Source organism: Mucilaginibacter straminoryzae, assembly GCF_022953055.1.
GTDB classification, from domain to species: domain Bacteria; phylum Bacteroidota; class Bacteroidia; order Sphingobacteriales; family Sphingobacteriaceae; genus Mucilaginibacter; species Mucilaginibacter straminoryzae.
Genome location: NZ_JALJEJ010000014.1, coordinates 14547 through 37723 on the forward strand (window position 1 = coordinate 14547; position 23177 = coordinate 37723).

Sequence of the window (23177 nt, forward strand, 5' to 3'; positions counted from 1 at the left end):
GTTATTAAGTGTATTGGGTTATTAGGTTATCAAAATCGAATTTTATTAATAACCTAATTATATAATAACTAACAACTACTCCACAAATGGCACTACCAAAACAGGCACATTTGCATGGCGTACCACGTGTTCTGCAACACTGCCCATTAATAACCTGTCGAAACCAGAGCGGCTATGCGTACCAATCACAATCAGGTCGGCGTGGAACTCTTTTGCACAGTTTAAAATACCATCGGCCGTATCACCATAATCTTTAAAATGGGTCACCTCGATACCTTCGCCATATTGGGCAATTGTTTTGTCGATAATATTATCTGACGCCTTATTCTGCGCGTCCAGCATTTCCATTTCTACAACCGGGCTTAGCGTTGGTTCTAAAGGCATACCCATCGTCGTATCAACATTTGTATTTGGCACAAAAACAGGCTCTACAATATGTACTAAGCCAACAGTTGCGTTAAACGTTCTGGCCAGATCAAATCCTTGCTTAGCGGCGTGCTCTGCATATTTGCTGTTATCTATCCCGATCAGTATTTTGCTAAATTGAGTCATGAGAGGCTGATGTGTTTGATTTAGTTATAAAACGTATAAAGTTAATAATGTTTTGCAAGCCCTGATAGCCCGCTAATAACAAACCCCTCTTTTCGGGAGGGGTTGAATTATCGTCTTAGATCAGGTCGAAACCAATATCTTTTCTAAAGTACTTTCCGTCGTAATAAATACGGCTGGCATCCAGGGTTGCCTGCTGCAATGCAGTGAACAGATCTTGCTGTAAAGAGGTCACCGCCAGTACACGGCCGCCCGATGTTTTAATTTCTTCGCCATCCTGATACGTGCCTGCATGGAAAACCATACTGCCGCGAACATTTTCCAAACCTGATATTTTTTTATCTTTAAGGTATTCGCCTGGGTAACCACCAGCCACACAAACCACCGTTGCCGCCACCTGGTCTGCTATTACTAATTCCTTTTCAGCCAGGTTACCTTCAGCTGCCCCTTTCATCAATTCTACCAAATCCGATGAGATCCTTGGCAGTACGCTTTCCGTCTCCGGGTCGCCCATACGGCAGTTATATTCAATTACGTAAGGATCGCCTGCACAATTCATCAGCCCGATGAAAATAAACCCTTTATAAGGGATGCTATCTTTCTTTAAACCTTCAACAGTAGGGATGATAACGCGTTGCTCTACTTTTTGCATAAAATCGGGATCCGCAAACGGGACGGGCGAAACAGAACCCATACCACCCGTATTTAAACCGGTATCGCCCTCGCCAATACGCTTGTAATCCTTCGCTTCGGGTAAAACTTTATAGCTGTTACCGTCTGTTAATACAAATACAGAAAGTTCTATCCCTTGCAGAAACTGTTCTACTACTACCTTATTGCTGGCTTCACCAAATTTGGCATTCGTAAGCATTTCTACCAGTTCGGTTTCTGCTTCCTGCAAGGTGGTGCAGATCAAAACGCCTTTGCCTGCTGCCAATCCGTCGGCTTTTAACACTACAGGCAGACCCTCGCTGGCCAGATACGTCAGTCCGTCCTGCAAGGTCTCGCGCGTAAATGTATGGGAAGCCGCAGTTGGGATACCATGGCGGTTCATAAACTGCTTAGAGAAGTCTTTGCTGCCTTCCAGCTTCGCACCTTCCTGCTGTGGCCCGACAACCGGGATACCTTTCAGTTGCTCATCGGCAAGGAAAAAATCATGGATACCTTTTACCAGCGGCTCTTCTGGGCCAACCACAACCAGGTCTATACCTTGCTCTAAAGCCAATTGTTTAATAGCTTCAAAATCAGTTACCTTAATATTTACATTGGTACCGTAAGCAGCAGTACCCGGATTACCCGGAGCAATAAAAAGCTGGCTGCATAAAGGGCTTTGAGTCAACTTCCAGGCAAAGGCGCTCTCGCGTCCGCCGGAACCGATAAGAAGGATATTCATATTGGGGGTAAAGATAGCGTTTTTTGGTTCGAGGAGCGAGTGTTCAGGTGCGAGATTTTATCGGGCACACGCAACTGAAAACTGGCAACCGGACACCGATTAAAAATAAAATCGTACCTTCGTAACTGCCATAATGGCCTTAGCGGGCCTGATGGCGTAATTGTTGCGTTGATTAGGATTATAGACTATTAGCATGTTAGGATTTATCAGTAAACTTTTCGGTAACAAATCGGAAAGAGACTTAAAAAGCATTCAACCTTTGGTCGAAAAGATCAAAGCTGAATTTGCTAAACTTGAAAATATCAGCCATGACGACCTTCGTGCCAAAACTGCTGACTTTAAAGAGCGGATTAAGCAGGGCCTGGCAGGTATAGATAGCGAGATCGCGTCTGCACGTGAACAGGTAGAATCCAATCCTGACATGGACGTGAACCAGAAAGTAGAGATCTACTCCCAAATAGATAAACTTGAAAAAGACCGTAATAAAGAGCTGGAAGTAATCCTGATGGATATTCTGCCAGAAGCTTTTGCGGTTGTGAAAGAAACGGCCCGCCGTTTTGCCAACAATAAAACCATTGAAGTTACCGCGAACGATTTCGACCACAACTTAGCCGGCCGCAAATCAAACGTAAAGATACAAGGCGATAAAGCCATTCACCATAACACATGGTTAGCTGCCGGAAACGAAGTTACCTGGGATATGGTACACTATGATGTGCAGCTGATCGGTGGTATTGTACTGCACCAGGGTAAAATTGCCGAGATGGCTACCGGTGAAGGTAAAACGTTAGTGGCTACCCTGCCCGCTTACCTGAATGCAATTGCCGGTCAAGGCGTACATATTGTAACCGTGAATGATTACCTGGCACGTCGTGACTCGGAATGGATGGGCCCTCTGTATGAGTTCCACGGCTTACGTGTAGATTGTATAGACAAGCACGAACCAAACTCTGAAGAACGCCGTCAGGCTTACCTGGCCGATATTACCTTCGGTACCAATAACGAATTTGGCTTTGATTACCTGCGCGATAATATGACCCGCACACCAGAAGAGCTGGTGCAACGCAAATTGCACTTTGCCATGGTGGATGAGGTTGACTCTGTATTGGTGGATGATGCCCGTACGCCGTTGATTATCTCTGGCCCGATCCCTCGCGGTGACGAGCATGAGTTTTATCAGTTGAAACCACGGATCCAACGCTTAGTAGACGTTCAGAAATCATACATTAACCAAGCCTTGAATGAGGCTAAAAAACAAATTGCCGAGGGTAAAACCGGTGTGGATGAAGGTGGTTTAGCTTTGCTTCGCGCTCACCGTGGTTTGCCAAAAAATAAAGCATTAATTAAGTTCCTGAGCGAAGGCGCTAATAAAACGCTGCTGCAAAAAACAGAGAACTATTACATGCAGGATCAGGGCAAAGAAATGCCAAAGGTTGATGCTGAATTGTACTTCGTTATAGATGAGAAGAACAATTCGGTTGAATTAACTGAAAAAGGTATCGAACTGATCACCGCTTCTGGTGAAGACCCTCACTTCTTTGTAATGCCTGATGTAGGCAGCGAGGTAGCCGAAATTGAGAAATCTACTCTGAGCACTGAAGAAAAAGTGGCCCGTAAAGACGAACTGATGCGCGATTTTTCGATCAAGTCAGAACGTATACACTCAGTTAATCAGTTACTGAAGGCCTATACCCTGTTCGAGAAAGACGTAGAGTATATCCTTGATGAAGGAAAGGTTAAAATTGTCGATGAGCAGACCGGCCGCGTGTTGGATGGTCGCCGCTATTCAGATGGTTTGCACCAGGCTATCGAGGCGAAGGAAAACGTAAAGGTGGAAGATGCAACCCAAACCTTCGCTACCATTACCCTGCAAAACTACTTCCGGATGTACCACAAGCTTTGTGGTATGACGGGTACCGCAATTACAGAAGCTGGTGAGTTCTGGGAAATTTATAAGCTGGACGTTGTTGAAATACCAACTAACCGCAAGGCAGAACGCGACGACCGCCAGGATCTGGTATACCGCACCATGCGCGAAAAGTATAACGCGGTAGCTGACGAAATTGTAAAGTTAACCCAGGCTGGCCGCCCGGTACTGGTGGGTACTACTTCGGTAGAAATTTCAGAATTATTAAGCCGCATGCTGAAACTACGCGGCATTAAACATAACGTACTGAACGCAAAAATGCACCAGAAAGAGGCAGATATTGTTGCCGAAGCTGGTAAAGCAGGTACGGTAACCATTGCCACCAACATGGCAGGCCGTGGTACGGATATCAAGCTTGGCCCTGGTGTTAAAGAGGCAGGCGGTTTAGCCATTGTAGGTACAGAACGCCACGAATCGCGCCGTGTTGACCGCCAGTTACGCGGTCGTGCCGGTCGTCAGGGCGACCCGGGTTCTTCACAGTTCTTCGTATCGTTAGAGGATAACCTGATGCGTTTATTCGGTTCAGAGCGTATCTCAAGCCTGATGGTGCGTATGGGTATCGAGGAGGGTGAAGTGATCCAGCACTCAATGATCACCAAATCTATCGAGCGTGCGCAGAAGAAGGTAGAAGAGAACAACTTCGGTATCCGTAAACGCTTGCTGGAGTATGACGACGTGATGAACTCGCAGCGTACGGTGATCTATGCTAAACGTAAAAATGCCTTGTTCGGCGAGCGTTTAGATGTGGATTTAAGCAATACCATCTTCGACGTAATTGAAGATGTAGTTACCCAGTACAAAGAAGAAAACAACTATGACGGGTTTAAATTAGAGATTATCCGTTTGTTCTCTGTCGATATCGAACTTGACCAGAATGAATTTGGCGGATCGAACATCGCCCAGTTAACAGATCGTGTTTTTGGCGAGGTGACTGATTTCTATCATCGCAAGCAGCAGGCAATTGCAGAGCAGGCCTACCCTGTACTGAAAGATGTTTATGAAACGCGCGGCGAATATGTAGAGAACATCATCGTTCCGTTTACCGATGGCATCCATGGTATACAGGTAGCTGTTCCTTTAAAGAAGGCAATTGAAAATCACGGGCTGGAAGTTTTCAAATCGTTCGAGAAGAACGTTACCCTTGCCCTGATCGACGATGCCTGGAAAGAGCACCTGCGTGAAATGGACGAGTTGAAGCAATCTGTACAGAATGCCGTTTACGAGCAGAAAGACCCATTGCTGGTTTACAAGTTCGAAGCTTTTGAACTATTCCGCCAAATGCTGGCCAATGTAAATAAAGAGATTGTTAGCTTCCTGTTCCGCGGTGGCATCCCTGTTCAACAGGCACCTGAAGAAATCCGCGAAGCGGCTCCTCAGCCACGTACAGATATGCGCCAGATGCGTACTTCAAAGCCCGAACTGGCAACAGACAACGGAGGCGTAGAACTGGCAGACATGCCTGAAATGCCGAAAGCACAACCTGTACGCGTAGAGCAAAAGATCGGTCGTAATGATCCTTGTCCATGCGGTAGTGGCAAAAAGTATAAAAACTGCCACGGCGTCGGCGAGGCATAAGAAAAGACAGCTATAAAAGATTTGTCATTCTGAGTGCCAACGAAGAATCTTCTTGATGTGTTAATCTTCATAAAGAAGATTCTTCACTAAGTTTAGGATGGCTTTATTTGAACTTATATTAATCGTCATTGCGAATGCAGTGAAGCAATCACCCCAAAATTATCCTTTGATAAAAAGATTGCTTCGTACCTCGCAATGACGTTTACAGTTTTAGTAACAGATGAAAAAAGCAAAGAAGAATACCATGTTTCAGCCTTTAAAGGCGATTATTTTTCTTGCTATGCTATTACCGTTCCCCTCCTTCGCCCAAACCACGCCGCGAGGCAAGGTAGAGGTAATTAAAGATTCCCGCATTGACACCCTGATTGCGCGTAGATACGCTACTGCCAAAAGCGGTACCGGTACCACCACCGGGTTTTCTTCAAACGGTTACCGCGTGCAGATCTTCAGCGGGTCTGACCGTAACCAGGCTTTTAAAGCACAAGCCAAGTTTCAGGATAAATACCCGGACATCCGTACCTACATCAGCTACCACGAGCCTAACTTCAAGGTTAGAATAGGCGATTTCCGCACCCGCCTGGAAGCGCAGAAGATGCTTTACGAACTGAAGCCCTGGTTCCCCCTGATGTTTATTATTTCAGAAAAGATTAATCCACCCAAACTGGATACTGATACGCCACAATGATTAAAGAACGCATACAGCAACTCGCTCAGGACATTTATACTGACGTTGTAGGCCACCGCCGCCATTTACATACCCACCCAGAATTATCTTTCCAGGAAGTGCAAACTTCAGCTTATGTTTCGGCACGTTTAGACGAACTGGAAATTCCGTATGTCCGCATGGCAGATAACGGTTTAGTTGGCCTGATTAAAGGAACCAAACCATCTGACAAAGTAGTAGCCCTACGTGCAGATATGGACGCACTGCCGATTACCGAGGCGAATGACGTACCCTATAAATCGCAAAACTTTGGCGTGATGCACGCTTGCGGGCACGATGCGCATACTTCTTCCCTGTTGGGTACTGCTCACATTCTTTCGCAAATGAAAGACCAGTTTGGAGGTACAATAAAGTTGATCTTTCAACCGGCTGAAGAAAAGTTGCCAGGCGGTGCTAACCTGATGATCCAGCAGGGCGTGTTGGAAAACCCGAAGCCGCAGGCTGTGATCGGCCAGCACGTAATGCCATTAATTGAAGCCGGTAAGGTGGGGTTCCGCGCCGGTAAATATATGGCTTCTACAGACGAGATCTATGTGAAGGTGATTGGTAAGGGCGGCCATGGTGCGCAACCGCAACAGAATGTAGACCCGGTGATTATCACCGCGCATATTTTAACCGCCTTGCAGCAAGTGATCAGCCGTTTTGCTGATCCCAAAAACCCTTCTGTACTGTCGTTCGGTAAGGTAATTGCCAACGGCGCTACAAACGTTATCCCGAACGAAGTTTACCTGGAAGGCACTTTCCGTACGATGGATGAAAAATGGCGTGCTAATGCGCACATTCGTATGAAAAAAATGGCCGAAGGTATTGCAGAGGCTATGGGTGCAAAGTGCGAATTCAACATTATGAAGGGTTACCCATACCTGATCAATGAGGAGAAACTAACCGCCAATGTAAAAGGCTTTGCGGAACAGTATCTGGGTAAAGAAAACGTAATTGACCTTGACATTTGGATGGCGGGTGAAGATTTTGCTTACTACTCACAGGTGGCAGACAGTTGTTTTTACCGCCTGGGTACCCGTAATGAAGCACGCGGAATTACTTCTGCCGTGCATACACCAACTTTTGATATCGAAGAATCTGCCCTGCAGCACAGTACCGGTTTGATGGCTTACATCGCCCTTAAACAGCTCGGCAACTAAGCATGAGAAAACTGGCATTGCTTGTTGCCTTTATGGCAATAACAATTACGTCGTTCGGGCAACAGATACCGCGGTTTAACCCGGATACGATCAAATCCGTTGTGATTGATTCGAACCTGGTGAACATCAAGTCGCACAAGCTTAATGTGCAGGACTTTATCGACGCAGTACTTGCCGATACCAGCTTCTATAAAGCGTTTCATAACATGAAAGGTTATGACTTTACAGCTGAGAACCGGATTTTCACTTTCGACAAGAAGAACAAAGTTGAAGGCAAGATCTACCGTAAATTGCATCACGGAGATAAAAACGGCAAGCATTTTATTGAGGTATTAGCCAAACAGGATAGCGGGAACGTATACAAAAAGAATGGCAAATATCAGTTATACACTGTAGAGATGTTCGACTATATTTTCCAGAATGCCTATAATTCCGACTTTATGAAGGGCGAGGCCTTACCCGGAACCGGCGGAAAAAACGAAAGCTACAAAGACAAACTGAAAACGCTGATCTTCCGGCCGGGAACCAAGGTTAAAGGCATCCCGTTCATCAGCGGTAAAACAGAGATCTTTTCTGATGATCTGAAAGATTATTACTTCTATCAATTCGCGCGTGGCACTTATCTCGACTCCATTCCTGTTTATCGCTTTAAAGTGATCCGTAAGCCAAGCACCAGTGAAGACGACGTAATGATCAAAGAGATGACCACCATTTTTGATACCCGCACGTTTCAAATACTGGGGCGTTATATTGATATGAAGTACAGCAATATGTTCTTCGATTTTAATGTACAGATGAACCTTGAACTGAATTACTATGGCGGTGAATTATTACCGGCCAAGATTAGCTATCAGGGTAACTGGAACATACCCTTTCATAAAGAAGAACGCGCAGCATTCCTGATCCTGCACAAGGGATATAAAAAAGAGCAATAGCGTAAATAAAGCTAAACATCAAACAAGGCATTTTATTACGGGCATTCAATCCCATAGCTTTGCGATATATCTCTATGAGAGCCACAGCCTTAAAAATGTGGTTCGTCCCTACTTTCTAAAAAACAAAAAGACAAAGGTAGTTTCATTTTATAATTCGTTTTTTTCCACATATCGCAAAAGATTTACTAAAAAAAAGTTTTGCTAAAATTTTTGGAATTATAAAATAAAGGTTTAACTTTATGTAAACCTTAAATATAAACACAATGTTTAAAAAACCTTTCTCCACCAAAGGACGTATCCGCCGCACCGAGTATTTCCTTTCTTTTTTTGTTTATGCAGCTGTTATTGTATTTGCAATTATGGCAGTTTTCTCCGGCGGTTCTCCAGCGTGGCTATTAGCTGTGCCTGCCATGCTTTGGTTTGGCATTGCGCAAAATGCCAAGCGTTGTCATGACTTGGGCAATTCCGGCTGGTATCAATTCATTCCGTTCTATGTTTTATGGTTGCTTTTTGCAGGTAGCCAGCCAGGTATCAATAAGTACGGCCCTAACCCTAAAGGTGTGGGTAATGGTTTTGAAAACCCAGTTGCTGTCGCTTAAAAAATTAAGACATTAAACAAAAATGGCCACTGTACTAAATGGCCATTTTTGCATTTGATTTATCCTACCAGTTTTTTATACCTGATCCGTTTAGGCGCTACATCACCCAAACGTTTCTTACGGTTCTCTTCGTAATCGCTGTAATTACCTTCAAAGAAATATACTTGCGAATCACCTTCGAACGCCAGGATGTGCGTACAGATCCGGTCGAGGAACCAGCGGTCGTGACTGATCACTACAGCGCAACCGGCAAAGTTCTCTAACGCTTCTTCCAAAGCACGTAAGGTGTTCACGTCGATATCGTTGGTAGGCTCATCCAGCAACAAGACGTTCGATCCCTTTTTCAGCGTGATTGCCAGGTGCACACGATTACGCTCACCGCCAGACAATACACCGATCTTCTTCTGCTGATCTGCGCCGTTAAAGTTGAACTTGGATACATATGCACGCGAGTTAATACTACGGTTACCCAGCATCATGTTATCCAAACCGTCGGTAATGTTTTCCCAAACAGATTTCTCGGGGTTAAGATCGTCATGCATCTGGTCTACATAACCCAACGCAACGGTATCCCCTACCCTGAACGAACCGGCATCAGGTGTTTCCTGTCCCGTAATTAACCTGAACAACGTAGTTTTACCCGCACCATTCGGACCGATAATACCTACGATACCGGCAGGTGGTAGCGAGAAGGTGAGGTTTTCAAACAGTACTTTATCGCCGTAAGCTTTGGTAATATTTGTCGCTTCTATCACCACATTACCCAAACGTGGGCCCGGCGGAATAAACAGTTCCAGTTTATCTTCTTTCTCCTTACCTTCCTCTGCGGCTAATTTTTCATAGTTCGCCAAACGGGCTTTACCTTTTGCGTGGCGGGCTTTAGGCGCCATACGTACCCACTCCAGCTCGCGCTCTAATGTTTTCTGGCGTTTGCTTTCGGTTTTCTCTTCTTGCGCTAAACGCTTCGCTTTCTGGTCTAACCACGAAGAGTAATTGCCTTTCCATGGAATACCCTCACCGCGGTCAAGCTCCAGGATCCATCCGGCCACATTATCCAGGAAGTAACGGTCGTGGGTTACGGCAATTACAGTTCCTTTATATTGTTTCAGGTGCTGCTCCAGCCAGTCGATTGATTCCGCATCCAGGTGGTTGGTAGGCTCGTCCAGCAGTAACACATCCGGTTCCTGCAATAACAGACGGCACAAAGCCACACGGCGGCGCTCACCACCCGAAAGCACTGCTATTTTTGCATCGGGATCGGGGCAACGCAGTGCATCCATCGCGCGCTCCAGCTTGGTATCAATCTCCCAGGCATTAACGGCATCAATTTTGTCCTGCAGTTCTCCCTGGCGGTTCATCAGCTTTTCCATGGCATCCGCATCCTCATAGTATTCAGGCAGACCAAATTTTTCGTTAATCTCCTCATACTCCTTCAGGATCGCGGTAATCTCTGCAACGCCTTCTTCCACCACTTCTTTCACCGTTTTGTTCGGGTCCAGCTCCGGCTCCTGCGCCAGGTAACCTACCGAATAGCCTGGCGAGAATACCACTTCGCCCTGGAATGATTTATCCAGCCCGGCGATAATCTTCAGTAATGAAGACTTACCGGAGCCGTTTAAACCGATCACACCGATCTTGGCACCGTAAAAGAAAGAGAGATAAATATTTTTTAATACTTGTTTCTGTGGCGGGTAAATTTTGCTTACCCCTGCCATCGAGAATATGATCTTTTCGTCAGACATAGTTCGAGTTAAGGATTCAAATATAAATAATCATTGGTCAATAGTCATTAGTCATCTTCCAATGTTCATTCGTTTATAATGTTGTCATCTTCTTGGTGATTCAGGCATGATAAGGGCTCCTTAGAAGTTGTCATGCTAAGCTTATCGAAGCATCTGTAAGGCTCGTCACGTCATTGCGAGGAACGAAGCAATCACCAATAAGCTTTGCACGCTTTGGGATTGCTTCTCCGCCGTTGGCGTATCGCAATGACGATAACGGGATTCTCTTACGCCATTATTGGTATTGTTAGCAACAATTAAATTTCTCGTGAGCCTAGTAAACAACACCAGCATGACTGAATATTAAGAGATTGCCGCGCTACGCTCGCAAAGACACACGCTTATTTCTAATTCTATTGATATTGTCATCGCGAACTCCGAAGGAGTGTGGCGATCCTTGCAGGGATATTAACAAACTGACCTCCATGCTATGTCCGCAAATATTTAACGGCTATACGAAAAAGACGCGAAGTATCGCGTCTCTACAGCATATATCATCAATCCGAAATTCAACATTACAGGTACATCTGCAGGCCGAAACTTTCTTCTGCCAGTATCGGTCGCCAAACGTTTATCAGATGTTTGTAGGCCTCACCAACCGGGCGGATTTTCCTATCCATATCATACAGGCCGAGGGCATTTACATTGCCCGCATTGTTACGGAGGGCCGAGTCCCAATCTACCTGGTCAATCAGGCTGTACCATGTATAACCGATGATCGGGAAGCCATCCTGTTTAAAGCGGTAGAGGTTCGCCCAGCCCTTTTTTAGCCAGTCAACCGCATGCGGTTCCAGAATGTTAGTCTCGGTATGCATTACCGGTAACCTGTAACGGTTGTAATACTGCCGGGTTATGACGTAGTAGCCGAAGATTTCACCCGATGCCGAAGTTGTACCGTCGGGGTGTACTAAGTGCTCATTCGTTACATAATAATCATTCCCCATAATGCACTTCGCCCTCACTTTATTGTGCAGGTACCAATCGTAATCTGCCTCAGACATACCATAGTCCATCAGGTAGCGAAACATATTCACGCTTACAGGGTGACCGTAAGAAAGATCGAGCGAGAGGAACCTTTTCTCGTTCAAAAAATCTGCAAGCGGTCTGCAGGAAGGATCTTCGGGGTGAAAATATTCGGATGATTCGCTTTGGATGAAAGTAACATCGGGGTTTACCTTCAAAATCTCCTGCATAGCCATTACGTTGGCCTTGCAAATATTATTCAACGCATTTACGAAAGAGGCATCGCTGCTCAGGCATTCATTCCACCAGCCGTAGTAAGCAGAAAAAGTAGCAGCGATAAAGATCTCATTGATAGGCGTATAGAACGTTACATCAGGGTAGCGTAGCGCAAATTCGCGCGCATACTCGGCAAAATAGTGTGGCCAGTCTTTGTTCTGAAAATCGCCTACCCAATCCGGAACGCCAAAGTGGCAAAGGTCTATCAAAGGGGTAATGTTACGCTCGCGAAGCTCTTGCATCGTCTGGTCGGTAAACTCCCAATCATACGTACCGGGTGCAACATGCGTACGATAATATGGTGGACCGTAGCGTAAAAACTCGATACCCATTTCATTCACCAAGGCAAAGTCTTCTTTCCAGCGGTCGTAAAAAAAAGTCTTTTCCATTTCGTCTACACGAAACTTCTTACCATCAATATTTATGGTGGGATAGCTATTTTCTATCCCGGTGGTAAACATGAATTTGCTCCTCATCGTATGATCAGTTTAGTAAAAACCAAGGTTAATTTACCCGGACGGTCCAGTAAATTTAACTTTTAATTAGTTTTTTGTATAACTGATAAAATAAGGGCAGGTTTTAAAGATTTGTAATTAACAATAACCAGCTTGTGAATTCCCGGGACGTCAGAACATGCCGAACTCGTCCATCATCCAGTTACTCAGGTAAGTAAAGAGCGGTGGCGGCACTTCGTGCCCAAGGTTAGGGTACACAAACAATTTATACTTCGCCTTGATGTTGTTGAGCATTACATATTCGTTGTAAGGCGGGGCCAGGTTATCCAATAAACTGATCCCGATTAGTGAAGGGCAGGTCAGGTTTGGGGAGAAATACTTCAGGTCGTAATAGTCCAGCGTTTTCAGGATCTTTTCTAAAGGCAGGCGGCGCGCTTTACTGTACTTCATGAAATCGCTCATGGGCCAGTCTTTGTTACCTACCAGGTCGCGGTAGCTGCAAAATACCGGGTTATTGGCCGAGCATAATTTGATGCGCTTATCTAAACTTGCCGTTGCAATGGCCAGATAACCACCCATACTTCCGCCGGAAATAATGATATTCTTAGAGTCGAGTTCGGGACGGGAGAAAATAAAATCCACTGCCCTGATACAGTCCATAATAGCCCCGCGATAGATGTACTTATACCGGCTTTCGATCCCGGTGGTGAGGTACCCTTCTTTCGTTGGGTTAATCTTATCTTTACTGTTCCCCTGGCCGCGGCAGTTAAATGCAAAAACGGCGAGCTCTGTAGAACCATAAATTGGTTTCACCCCAGTACCGCCATAGCCGGGAACCACCAGCCAAACGGGGAATTTATCACCGGGTTTGCGGTTCTTTGCAATGGTAAGCCACCCGCGAACCAGAAGGTTGTCGTATGACTTCATCTCGACCAGGTAACAACTGGTATTCCCCTTTTCCATATTCGGCATCAGGGTTACCTTGGCTTCCATGGGAACACGTGCAAGCGAATCACGGGCATCGCGCCAAAACACATCAAAATCCGCAGGTTTTTCTGTGGTAGACCTTATCTTTTTAGGGCTTACACCAAAAACCCGGCGTATGGTGTCATCATAATCAGTTACGTTGATGGTGAGGTTCAGCTTGTAAAAACCAGCTTCCTGGGCAGGCATGGATAAGGTAACGCTTTTCGAATCGTCTTTTTTCAGTGTTACCTCAACAGATTTCTGGCTGATCACTTTATCGCCATTATTACTTAAGATGGTGTACCCAACGCTACCGGTTTGCTTATCCTGGGTGTTGTTTCTAATGCTGACTTTATAAACTATCTTTTCGTTCTCGTCAAACAAAGCATCTTTTTTGCCGGGCTCGGCTTCAAAGGTAATATCATCTTCGAGTAAGGAAACAGACTTTCCAACCGGAGCTTTTTTATCTGCCCGGTTGCTGTTCGCTGACACTGTTAATGTCGCGGCAAGCCATAAACAAAAAAATAATAAAACGCCCTTCATGTCGCTATCACCAAATTAAAAGATCCCAAACTCGTCCATCATCCAATGGCTCAAATACACGTAATTCTCTTTGGGCACCTCGTGTGCCAGTTCGGGGTATACAAAAAGTTTATATTTATTTTTAAGATTATTGATTGCCTGGTATAACGTATAGGGCGGCGAAAGGTTATCCAATAACCCCATCCCGATCAGCGTACGGCACTTCATTTTCGAAACGAAGTTCTTTAGGTCGTAATAATCCATGTTATCCATCACCCTTTTTATAGGCACACGCTTCTGCACCAAAAACTTGGTAACATAGTCCCGGAAAGGCCATTCTTTATCTTCAAGCAGGGTTCGGTAATCGCTAAAAACGGGATTATTGGCCGAGCATAATGTTACCCTTTCATCCAAACTTGCAGTTACCAGGGATAGATAGCCGCCCATACTGGCGCCGGAAACCAGGATACTGTTGGCATCAATTTCCGGCCGCGATGCTACAAAGTCAATCGCCCGGATGCAATCCATGATCACGCCCCTGAAAAGATACTTGTACCGGTTCTCTGCCCCGTACATCAGGTAGGTATCCTTGGTCGGCGCAATCTTGTCTCGGCTGTTGCCAACGCCACGAAAGTTAAAACAGAAAACGGCCAGGTTGGGCGAATCGAAATTTGGCTTGATCCCTTCAGGCCCATAGCCCGGAAAAATCACCCACACCGGCAAGCGTTCGCGCTTTCCCCTGTCTTTGGGCAGGGTAAGCCATCCGCGGACCGTTACGCCTCCGTAAGACTTTATTTCGACCAGGTAACAGTTGATATCGTTCTGTTCCATATGAGGTTGCAGCGTCACCTTCGCTTCCATCGGCTGCCGGGCTAAAGTATCTTTGGCATTGTTCCAGAACTGGTCAAAATCGCTTGGTTTAGCTGTTTCTGATGCAATTTTAGAAACGTTTACGCCAAATGCCCTACGAACGGTATCGTCGTAATCTGTTACGTTAACCGAAAAATTGACCTTGTAAAAACCCGCAGACTGCGAGGGCATGGACAAGGTATAGCTTTTAGACGTCTTCTTGCGGATATCGATATCAATTGCATCCTGGCTTACCACCTTGTTTTGTGCAGATATAATGGTATAACCCAGTTTGCCCTTCTGGCGTTCATCAAGGTTATTCTTGATATCCACTTGATATACCACCTTTTTGCCCCCTTCAAACAACCCGCTCTTTTCTTCAGGATGGGCGGTAACCTCCATATCCTCCTGGTGAAAAACCTGCGCATCAACCCTCACGCCGCATAACAGCATATATAGAAATATTAAGCAAGAAATAGTTCTATGATTTAAGGGCATTGCTTAAGTTAAAACATTCCAAATTCGTCCATCATCCAATTACTCAGATATTTGTAGATCTGTTCCGGAACCTCGTGCGCCAGGTTAGGGTACACAAACAGCTTGTTCTTATTCGTCAGGCTGTTGATCATCACATACTGGTTGTAAGGCGGGGCCAGATTATCTAAAAGGCCGATACCCACCAACGACTTACATTTCATATTCGGCGCAAAGTTCTTCAGGTCATAATAATCCAGGTTATTCATTACCCGGCTCAGTGGAATCCGCTTTTGCGAAGTATATTTCACAAAGCTTTTCATGGGCCACTCTTTACTGCCCATCAACGAACGGTAATCACTAAAAACAGGGTTGTTGGCTGAACATAGTTTCACCCGCTTGTCCAGGCTGCTGGTAGCAATAGCCAGGTAACCGCCCATACTTGCGCCGGAGCAGAGGATATTATTAAGATCGAAATCCGGCCGTGAGGCAATGAAATCCAGCCCGCGAAGACAATCCATAATCACACCCCGGTAAATGTACTTATACCGGTTTTCGATATTGGTGGTCACATATCCTTCTTCTGTAGGGTTAATTTTATCCTTACTATTGCCTACACCGCGCACATTTAAGCAGAATATGGCGAGGTCATCGCCGTAGATGGGTTTAACGCCTCGTGGCCCGTACCCCGGAAGAATGAACCATACTGGCAGCTTCTCGCGCTTGGTACGGTCTTTCGGCAGGGTTAGCCACCCGCGGATAGTATAATGCTCGTATGATTTAAGCTCAACCAGGTAACAGTTAGAATTGTCGCGATCAAGCGCAGGCTGAGGAATCACTTTTGCCTCCATGGGGATCATCGCAAGCGTATCGCGTGCATTTTGCCAGAACTGGTCAAAATCTCCGGGCTTGGAAGTTTCTGATTTAATCTTTTTAGGATCGACACCCACTACACGGCGAATGGTATCGTCATAATCCGTTACGTTAATGGTTAATTGTACTTTGTAAAACCCGGGCGACTGGGCAGGGATTTTTAATGTAAAGTTTTTATCTGTTTTTTTGCCAACCTTTACATCTATCCCATCCTGTTTGATCACCTTATCCTGCAGGTCGAGCAGTACATAACCAACCTTACCCGCCTGCTCTTCGCCAAGATTATTCCTCACGTTTACATTGTAAACGATTTTTTCGTGGCTTTCAAAAATGGCTTCCTTTTTCTCCGGTTCCGCCGTGAACACCACATCGTCTTCGACCTGTGTCGTGTTCTTAACGTTTTTACCCTCTTTTGCAAAGGACGGGGCCGAACTTACAATCAGTATAAAAAATAGGGTTTGATAGAATATCTTCAGATAACCGTTATACATTACTTAACCGTAGTTAAAACTTATTGATGAGCGACAGCGAAACATTGGAACCGATACCCGTATTTCTACCTACTACAAATTGATTATAGGCCAGGAAAACCGAAAAATTCTTGGTGAAACTACGGCCCGCACTTATTGAAGCCTGCACGTACGAGAAATCTTTATTCTGCGAAAGGTTTCCACGAAAAGCCTTATCAGAACTTTGCGACAACACGCCTGAACCCGAGAAGGCAAGTTGGTCCTTTTTATCCAGGTTGATACCGTAAGACACTGTCGACCTTAGCTGGAACGGGCCGTTACCTGTGGCGTACTGGCGGCCGCCGATCTCGATGGTATAATAACATGATTTGTCCCCACCAAGACTACCACTGCCCGAACCTACCAGTCTGAGGTCGGTACCAAGTGATTGGTAACCCACGTTCTGGGTTGGCGAGTCTGAATATAAAGGCACAATCACAGTACCCTGAATAGCAAAATAGAATTTAAAATTGATGTTAGCCAGGTAAACACGTCCGCCTACTTCGGCATCACCAAAACTGGACTGGGTAGATTTTCCGCGGGTATCTGAATACGTGTTAGACACATAGGGCACGGAAACAATCACCGTGAATACCCTTGAAGCGCCAATTTCGCTGTACAGGTAAAGCCCCTTAGAGTTAAAAGAGCCGCTATCGGCATAGGCAGAACTTTTCCCTTTGCGATCCCACAAACGGCTGGCTTTAAAATAGCTGCCCGTAAGCGAAACCAATACCTTACCCGGACGAACCGGCCAGGCACCAGCATGCGCCTGTTGGCCCAAGAAGGTGCAGCTAACGAAAACTATGGCAAGTATTTTTACGACGATAGGGTTTATGTTTTTGGTTGGCATGTAAAACTGGTTTTATTAAATTAAAATTACGCTTTTCTGCTCTTTATTAAAAAATCCGACTTCCGTATGTAATGATTTAACGGCTCCTCAATGGTTTTAAATAATAGTATAGAAATTGCATTTAATACGATAAAAGCATACAATAAGTTAAGGTTATCATACTCAAAAGGCGAATGCCAGTCTACCCCCCACTTGTCGTACCATTCAAATACCTTATCGTTCAACGTATTCATCCCTTCGTGAATATAGTGGTACATATAACCCAGATGGATCAGGTAAAAAATGTAGGAGCTTTTGCCCAACAATTCTACAAACTTATTAGAAAGGATCTTTTTCAAGATGGTAGTTTCACTTAGCAAGCCATAGAAAAACAAAACGATTGATGTTGCCAGGATATAGTTGTTGGTGATGATGCCCAGCGGATGGTGCAAGCCGGCTGTCCAACCTTTCGGAATCGGTAGCATGGCCATTGCTAATGGGCAAAGCAGAACTAAGATAAAACCGATATAGGTAAACGGCACCTTGTTGGTGCGCTGTAACCCACGCTTATGTACCAGCAAAGCTAGTTGAATACCCACAAAAAACTCGAAACATCGCCCAAGAAAGGTATACACCATCATGAAGGTGAAGTTTCCGAAGAAGCCATACCAGTCTACATTTCTGAAGATCAACACCAGCAAAGCACCGAAACCCGTAATCAGCAAGGGTTGTATGTAAAACTTGTTATATTTTTTTGCGATCAGGAAGATAAAAGGCGCCGAGAAGTAAAAACACTCTTCTACCGTTAAAGACCACCCCTGCGCAATGCCTGTAAAGCGTAGGCTATCAAAGAAACCGCGAACAAACGTGATGTTCATTAGCAGCAATGTAAACGGATAGGGAAAGCCTGCTGTAATGGTTTTATCACCCGTAAAGTAATAGTACACAAATGCGCCGATAGTGAGCAGAAAGTACATGGGGTAAATCCGCGCCACCCGGTTCTTTAAGTATTGCTTAAACCAGCCTTTCGTTAAATGAAAATTATTATAATACCTGAATGCAATCAGAAACCCGGAGAGCACGAAGAATATCGTCACGCCGATGTGAAACTCTTGTAGATATCTTTTCACAAGTTGGGGAAAATTCTCATCAAACGCATACTCATAATGCGAGATGAAAACCAGGTAAGCAGCTAATGCACGTACCCCGGTTAGCGCAGGTATATAGTTCTGTAAAGACTTTTGGGACAAAACAGTGATAGATTTAAAAATAATTAGAATTACTTTTTATCCTGAAAAGATACAAACTATTTACCAAACGTTAAAAATTACAGGGCAGAGCCTTGTATAACGCCGCGGTCGGCAATACGTTTGTCTATGAAATACTGGATTTCGGATTTTTTTAATCCCCAGTTAGGTGCAATTAATAAATCCCAATCAGATATACCGAACAGGCGCTGGATCACCACATCCGGGCGCACAAAGGGCAGCAGTTCGCAAAGAAAATCGGCATACTCTTCCAGGCTGAAGAGCTTAAACGGCTCGCGCTTGTATTTAACGCCCATTACCGATCCTTCTACAATATGGAGGTGATGGAATTTCACAAACTTGATCTGTTCGTGGCGATTAATTTCATCTGCATAGCGCAGCATCATCTCTTTTGTCTCCCAGGGGAAACCAAAAATGGTATGCACGCAGGTGTCAAGCTTACTGTTTTTAGTCAGTTCTAAAGCTCTCAACAAATCCTCGTGCGAGCATCCGCGGTTAATCTGGTTCAAGGTATCATTATAAATCGATTCCATCCCCATTTCCAGGTCGACATCAAAACGATCTGTATAACTTTCCAGCAAAGCGATCTTTTCTGCATCGATACAATCCGGGCGGGTACCTACAGAAAGGCCGACGATATCTTCGGTGTTAATGCTCAGCGCTTCGTCATACAGCATCTTCAGATAATGCGTTGGCGCATAGGTATTGGTATTAGGCTGAAAATAGATAATGAACTTATCTGCTTTATTACCCTTCCTGGCACGTTCCATACCCTGAATCACCTGTTCGCGCAGGGAAGGGTTTTTACGCGATACTGAAGGCGTAAAAGAATCCACATTGCAATACGTACAGCCGCCGTAACCTTTAGATCCGTCACGGTTGGGGCAGGTAAAGCCGCCATCAACAATTACTTTAAAAACACGCTGACCGTTATATTTTTTCCGCAACCATGCGCCGTAATTGTTGTAGTTCTTAAAACCCTGTTCTGCTGTTACTTGTTCCACTTTTGCTGTCTGTACTGATGTTTATCCTAACTGCAAAGATAAAGTTTATTATCGTGGCTTTTGTGAAGGATTGTCAGCCTGCTCCCATCTTCCGGTTACTCCTAAAATGAATAGCTTTTTGCAAACCTTTACAAGTTACAAAAGTTAAATAATAGTTAATTAACCGATTATTAACTTAATTATTACAGTTATGGCAACTACTAAAAACGCCAATCATGGCAAGGAAAACAACAAAAAGATGATGGACAACAAAGACGAGAAAAAGTCTGAAAACAAAAGTCACAACAAATCAAGCTCATCATCAAAGAGCCACAAGTAGTTAAAACATTACAGCAGCGATTGCTGAATCTTTATATCTGATTTTACGACAAGGGGAATGCAAAGCAGCATTCCCCTTGTTGTTAACGGATGTTCAATTTCCGCTACCCGGTTTTTAGGCTAAATTTTGCTTTCTTTGCGCATCAACCGCATCCATGAAGAAGTTATTGCTCCTGGTTTTACTGCTCAGCCCTTTCACACCGGCGCTTGCACAAACCTGGCTACCAAAATTTACCCCTCGTTTTATACGCCGCATGTTGTTCGAAAAAGACAGCAGCAAACGCAGCAGTGTTTTCCCTTTACCGGTATTGGGCTCTGCACCTGAAACCGGCATCGAAGTCGGGGGATCTGTATTATATTCCTTCTATACCGATACGTTAAATAAAGGCACCCGTGTGTCCAATGTTTTCGGTTATGCTACTATTACCACCAAAGGCCAGGAGCGCCTGAGCCTGAGCAGCAGCTACTGGACGCCGCAAAACAAGTGGCACTATACAGCTGCCGTCAGCTTTATCAACTTCCCTGCAAATTTTTATGGCATCGGCAACAACACTCTAAAAGCTAATGAAGACAAACTGGGGCAAAAACGTTTCAGGCTGAGCTTCGAAACCGAAAAACGATTCGGCAAATACATTTATGCCGGCTTAACGCTCGGTGGGTTCAACTACAGTTTCCACGACCATGAAACGGGCGGCATTTTTACATCAGACCCGCGGGTAGAAGACCGCACTGGTGGCAGCACCATTTACGCCGCGCCAAATTTTATTTACGATAGCCGCAACAATAACACCTACACCACCAGCGGGATGATTATTACTAGCTATTACAACCTGATGCAGGGTATGTTTGGTAACAACAGCTACCGGGGTGGCTTCTTCAATATTGAATATTCGCAGTTTTTTTCGCTTAGTAAAAAGTTTGTACTCGGACTGGATATTCAGGACCAAAACCTGACTGGTGGCCGCTCGCCATTTTACCTGATGCCTACCCTTGGTAACGACGAGATGATGCGCGGCTATTACAACGGCCGTTACCGCGACCGGAACCTTGTTGCCGGGCAAACTGAATTGCGCTACCGGCTAAGCGATCGTTTTGGCCTAAATGGTTTTGTAGGAACGGGAGCGGTATTCAATAACTCTTTCAGCTTTAACGATCTTAAACCCAACTACGGTGGCGGTGTCCGTTACTTCTTTGACGTGGAAAAAGGCCTAAGCATGCGCGTGGACTATGGCTTCGGCGAAAAGCGCCCCGGTGAAAAACGCCAAAGCGGATTGTATCTGGGCTTGGGAGAATCGTTCTAATGATGTGAAGTTACTTCAATTTGATGATTTGAAAATTTGAAGATGAGAAAGCATTAAAACAAATTCCGGGTAGCCCTCCCTTTCGGGGAGGGTTGGGAGGGGCTCAAACCTTAATCTTAAAATCTTCTTTTACTTGCCCTTTGCGGAAGTAAACTAAGCCAATCCAGAATAAGTCGACCGTAACGGTTACCTGCGGGTGTGCTTTAATTTCTGCCCAGGCCTCTTTCATTCCCTCGCTCCAGTAAATATCATCGAAGATGAGCAGCGCATTCTCATGTACCTTTGGCAGGCACCAGTTGAAATAGTTTAGTGTCGCGTCGCGCTGATGGTTACCATCTACGTACACAAAATCGAGCTGCGGCAGGCTGTTAATCAAACCGGGCAGCGTATCGTTAAAATTGCCGGTAATCAGTTCGATGCTTTCTCCGCCTGACTTTCTAAAACCCTCTGCTGCTACCGCGGCGGTTTGCGGGCAACCTTCCATCGTATATACCTTTGCTTCAGGCGCAGCCTTTTGTAAATAAAGCGAAGTAGTACCTAAACAGGTACCTAATTCAATGATTGTCTTTGGCTGAAGATCTGCGGCTAATCGGTAAATCAGCTGCGCCAGCTTTGGCGGTTTTAATGCGTTTTTAGCAATCTGCTTAACTTGCTTCTGCTTGTTATTATTTACATGTGAACCGGCGCCCAGATCGGTTACGGTGATGGTGCGATCGTCATTCAGAAGTTGATTTCTTAGATTTTCAACTTCGGTGTATACTTTTTTCGGGCTAAAGTCGTAAATTACTTCATCAACCAGCCGGTAAACAAATGGCGAATGCAAGCCATGCCTGTTTTTTGCGCTGAACCGGTGCAGCAGGTAATCTTTCGCGAATTGCCATCTCAACATGGCTGTAAAATTATACAAAGGATTAGCAGAAATGATAAACCCGACAGAAATAAACTCCTTAATTAAACTATTAGACGATCCCGACCAGGAAATATACAGCCATGTGCATGATAAGCTGCTATCCTACGGCGGCGAGGCTGTCGATCACCTGGAGTCGGCCTGGGAACAAGCCTTTGACCCGATCCTTCAGGAAAGGATAGCCGATATTGTCCATGAGATCCAGTTCGGTATCGTAAAAAACGATCTGGCTTTATGGTATCAGAGCGGAGGATTCGACTTGCTACAGGGCGTCCTGATTATTAATAAATACCAATATCCCGACCTGGACGAGCAAAAGGTGATTAACCAGATCGAAGACATCAAGCGTGAGGTGTGGATGCAGATGCATTATGAAACCAGTCCGGTGGAGCAGATTAAACTGATGAACCATATTTTTTATAATGTTTATGGTTTCGCCGGCAATAAGACCAATCACCAGGACCCGCAAAATAGCTACCTGAGCCAGGTGCTGGAATCGCGAAAGGGTAACCAGATCTCGCTGGCCATTATCTACTCGATCATTGCACAAAAGCTGGATATCCCAGTCTACGGTGTTAACCTGCCACAACACTTTATCCTTGCTTATCTCGACGAAAGCCAGGAAAGTGAATTTGAAAGCGGTATCCTATTTTATATCAATGCATTTAATAAGGGATTTATCTTCGGTCGGCGCGATGTAGATCTGTTTTTAAAGCAGCTAAACCTGCAGGCAGAGAAGCAGTTTTACGAACCCTGCTCCAATGCAGATATCATCCGCCGCATATTGCGTAATCTCATTAGCGCATATGAGCAGTTAGGCTCAACCGAAAAGGTTTCAGAACTGCGGGAACTATTGGAGATAGTGAACGATAGCAGTGATGATTTGTAATTAACGGCATAACCTTAGCAGTCGCTAGCCTACCACTTGCGCGCGTTTATAACGCGTGCAGAAAATAATGAACGATTCAATCGTTCTTAACTGTTACGCACGCATTGCAAATGCGCGCGATAGATATCTAGATAGGTAGTTACTTTATT

The 23177-nt window shown here is 45.0% G+C and carries 19 protein-coding genes; 8 read left to right on the top strand and 11 right to left on the bottom strand.

Annotation, left to right across the window (positions count from 1 at the left end):
- Positions 1-75: 75 nt before the first annotated feature.
- On the bottom strand, positions 76-552 hold the full coding sequence (locus MUY27_RS19355) for a universal stress protein (RefSeq protein WP_245132910.1): 477 nt from the start codon (positions 550-552) through the stop codon (positions 76-78).
- A gap of 115 nt (positions 553-667) precedes the next feature.
- Complete coding sequence (gene purD, locus MUY27_RS19360; RefSeq protein ID WP_245132911.1) at positions 668-1942, bottom strand: phosphoribosylamine--glycine ligase; 1275 nt, start codon at positions 1940-1942, stop codon at positions 668-670.
- A 193-nt stretch (positions 1943-2135) separates the two neighbouring features.
- Between purD and secA the strand changes: the two genes are divergently transcribed.
- The 5 genes from secA to MUY27_RS19385 all read left to right on the top strand — a co-directional run bounded on the left by secA (position 2136) and on the right by MUY27_RS19385 (position 8844).
- On the top strand, positions 2136-5444 hold the full coding sequence (secA, locus tag MUY27_RS19365) for a preprotein translocase subunit SecA (protein WP_245132912.1): 3309 nt from the start codon (positions 2136-2138) through the stop codon (positions 5442-5444).
- Positions 5445-5664: 220 nt separating this feature from the next.
- On the top strand, positions 5665-6129 hold the full coding sequence (locus MUY27_RS19370; RefSeq protein ID WP_245132914.1) for an SPOR domain-containing protein: 465 nt from the start codon (positions 5665-5667) through the stop codon (positions 6127-6129).
- Entirely contained in the window at positions 6126-7310 is a 1185-nt protein-coding gene (locus MUY27_RS19375) for a M20 metallopeptidase family protein (RefSeq protein ID WP_245132916.1), read from the top strand. Before MUY27_RS19370 ends, MUY27_RS19375 begins: the two co-directional genes overlap by 4 nt.
- Before the next feature lie 2 nt (positions 7311-7312).
- Positions 7313-8245: a hypothetical protein gene (locus tag MUY27_RS19380; protein ID WP_245132918.1), complete on the top strand. Its 933-nt coding sequence runs from the start codon at positions 7313-7315 to the stop codon at positions 8243-8245.
- A gap of 263 nt (positions 8246-8508) precedes the next feature.
- Positions 8509-8844, top strand: a complete 336-nt coding sequence (locus MUY27_RS19385; RefSeq protein WP_245132920.1) for a DUF805 domain-containing protein — start codon at positions 8509-8511, stop codon at positions 8842-8844.
- A gap of 59 nt (positions 8845-8903) precedes the next feature.
- Here MUY27_RS19385 and ettA read toward each other — a convergent pair whose 3' ends face one another.
- The 8 genes from ettA to mnmL form a co-directional block, all read right to left on the bottom strand.
- Complete coding sequence (gene ettA / locus MUY27_RS19390) at positions 8904-10586, bottom strand: energy-dependent translational throttle protein EttA (protein WP_245132922.1); 1683 nt, start codon at positions 10584-10586, stop codon at positions 8904-8906.
- Positions 10587-11140: 554 nt separating this feature from the next.
- Entirely contained in the window at positions 11141-12340 is a 1200-nt protein-coding gene (locus MUY27_RS19395) for a family 1 glycosylhydrolase (RefSeq protein WP_245132923.1), read from the bottom strand.
- Between the two features lie 150 nt (positions 12341-12490).
- On the bottom strand, positions 12491-13777 hold the full coding sequence (locus MUY27_RS19400) for an acetylxylan esterase (RefSeq protein ID WP_245132925.1): 1287 nt from the start codon (positions 13775-13777) through the stop codon (positions 12491-12493).
- Positions 13778-13843: 66 nt separating this feature from the next.
- A complete protein-coding gene (locus MUY27_RS19405) occupies positions 13844-15109 on the bottom strand; it encodes an acetylxylan esterase (protein WP_245132927.1) in 1266 nt (421 codons plus the stop codon).
- A gap of 53 nt (positions 15110-15162) precedes the next feature.
- On the bottom strand, positions 15163-16494 hold the full coding sequence (locus MUY27_RS19410; RefSeq protein ID WP_245132929.1) for an acetylxylan esterase: 1332 nt from the start codon (positions 16492-16494) through the stop codon (positions 15163-15165).
- 13 nt (positions 16495-16507) lie between these two features.
- On the bottom strand, positions 16508-17362 hold the full coding sequence (locus tag MUY27_RS19415; RefSeq protein ID WP_245132931.1) for a hypothetical protein: 855 nt from the start codon (positions 17360-17362) through the stop codon (positions 16508-16510).
- Positions 17363-17388: 26 nt separating this feature from the next.
- Positions 17389-18591: an acyltransferase family protein gene (locus tag MUY27_RS19420; protein WP_245132933.1), complete on the bottom strand. Its 1203-nt coding sequence runs from the start codon at positions 18589-18591 to the stop codon at positions 17389-17391.
- A 77-nt stretch (positions 18592-18668) separates the two neighbouring features.
- Complete coding sequence (gene mnmL, locus MUY27_RS19425; protein WP_245132935.1) at positions 18669-19613, bottom strand: tRNA modification radical SAM protein MnmL/YtqA; 945 nt, start codon at positions 19611-19613, stop codon at positions 18669-18671.
- Positions 19614-19803: 190 nt separating this feature from the next.
- Between mnmL and MUY27_RS20600 the strand changes: the two genes are divergently transcribed.
- Together MUY27_RS20600 and MUY27_RS19430 are read left to right on the top strand one after the other, a co-directional pair.
- Entirely contained in the window at positions 19804-19932 is a 129-nt protein-coding gene (locus tag MUY27_RS20600) for a hypothetical protein (RefSeq protein WP_262918363.1), read from the top strand.
- A 154-nt stretch (positions 19933-20086) separates the two neighbouring features.
- Positions 20087-21232, top strand: a complete 1146-nt coding sequence (locus tag MUY27_RS19430) for a BamA/TamA family outer membrane protein (protein ID WP_245132937.1) — start codon at positions 20087-20089, stop codon at positions 21230-21232.
- A 103-nt stretch (positions 21233-21335) separates the two neighbouring features.
- Here MUY27_RS19430 and MUY27_RS19435 read toward each other — a convergent pair whose 3' ends face one another.
- Positions 21336-22121: an O-methyltransferase gene (locus MUY27_RS19435; RefSeq protein WP_245132940.1), complete on the bottom strand. Its 786-nt coding sequence runs from the start codon at positions 22119-22121 to the stop codon at positions 21336-21338.
- Between the two features lie 31 nt (positions 22122-22152).
- Between MUY27_RS19435 and MUY27_RS19440 the strand changes: the two genes are divergently transcribed.
- Positions 22153-23028 carry a transglutaminase-like domain-containing protein gene (locus tag MUY27_RS19440; protein WP_245133022.1) on the top strand — a complete coding sequence of 292 codons (876 nt, stop codon included), beginning with the start codon at positions 22153-22155 and terminating at the stop codon, positions 23026-23028.
- Positions 23029-23177: the final 149 nt, after the last annotated feature.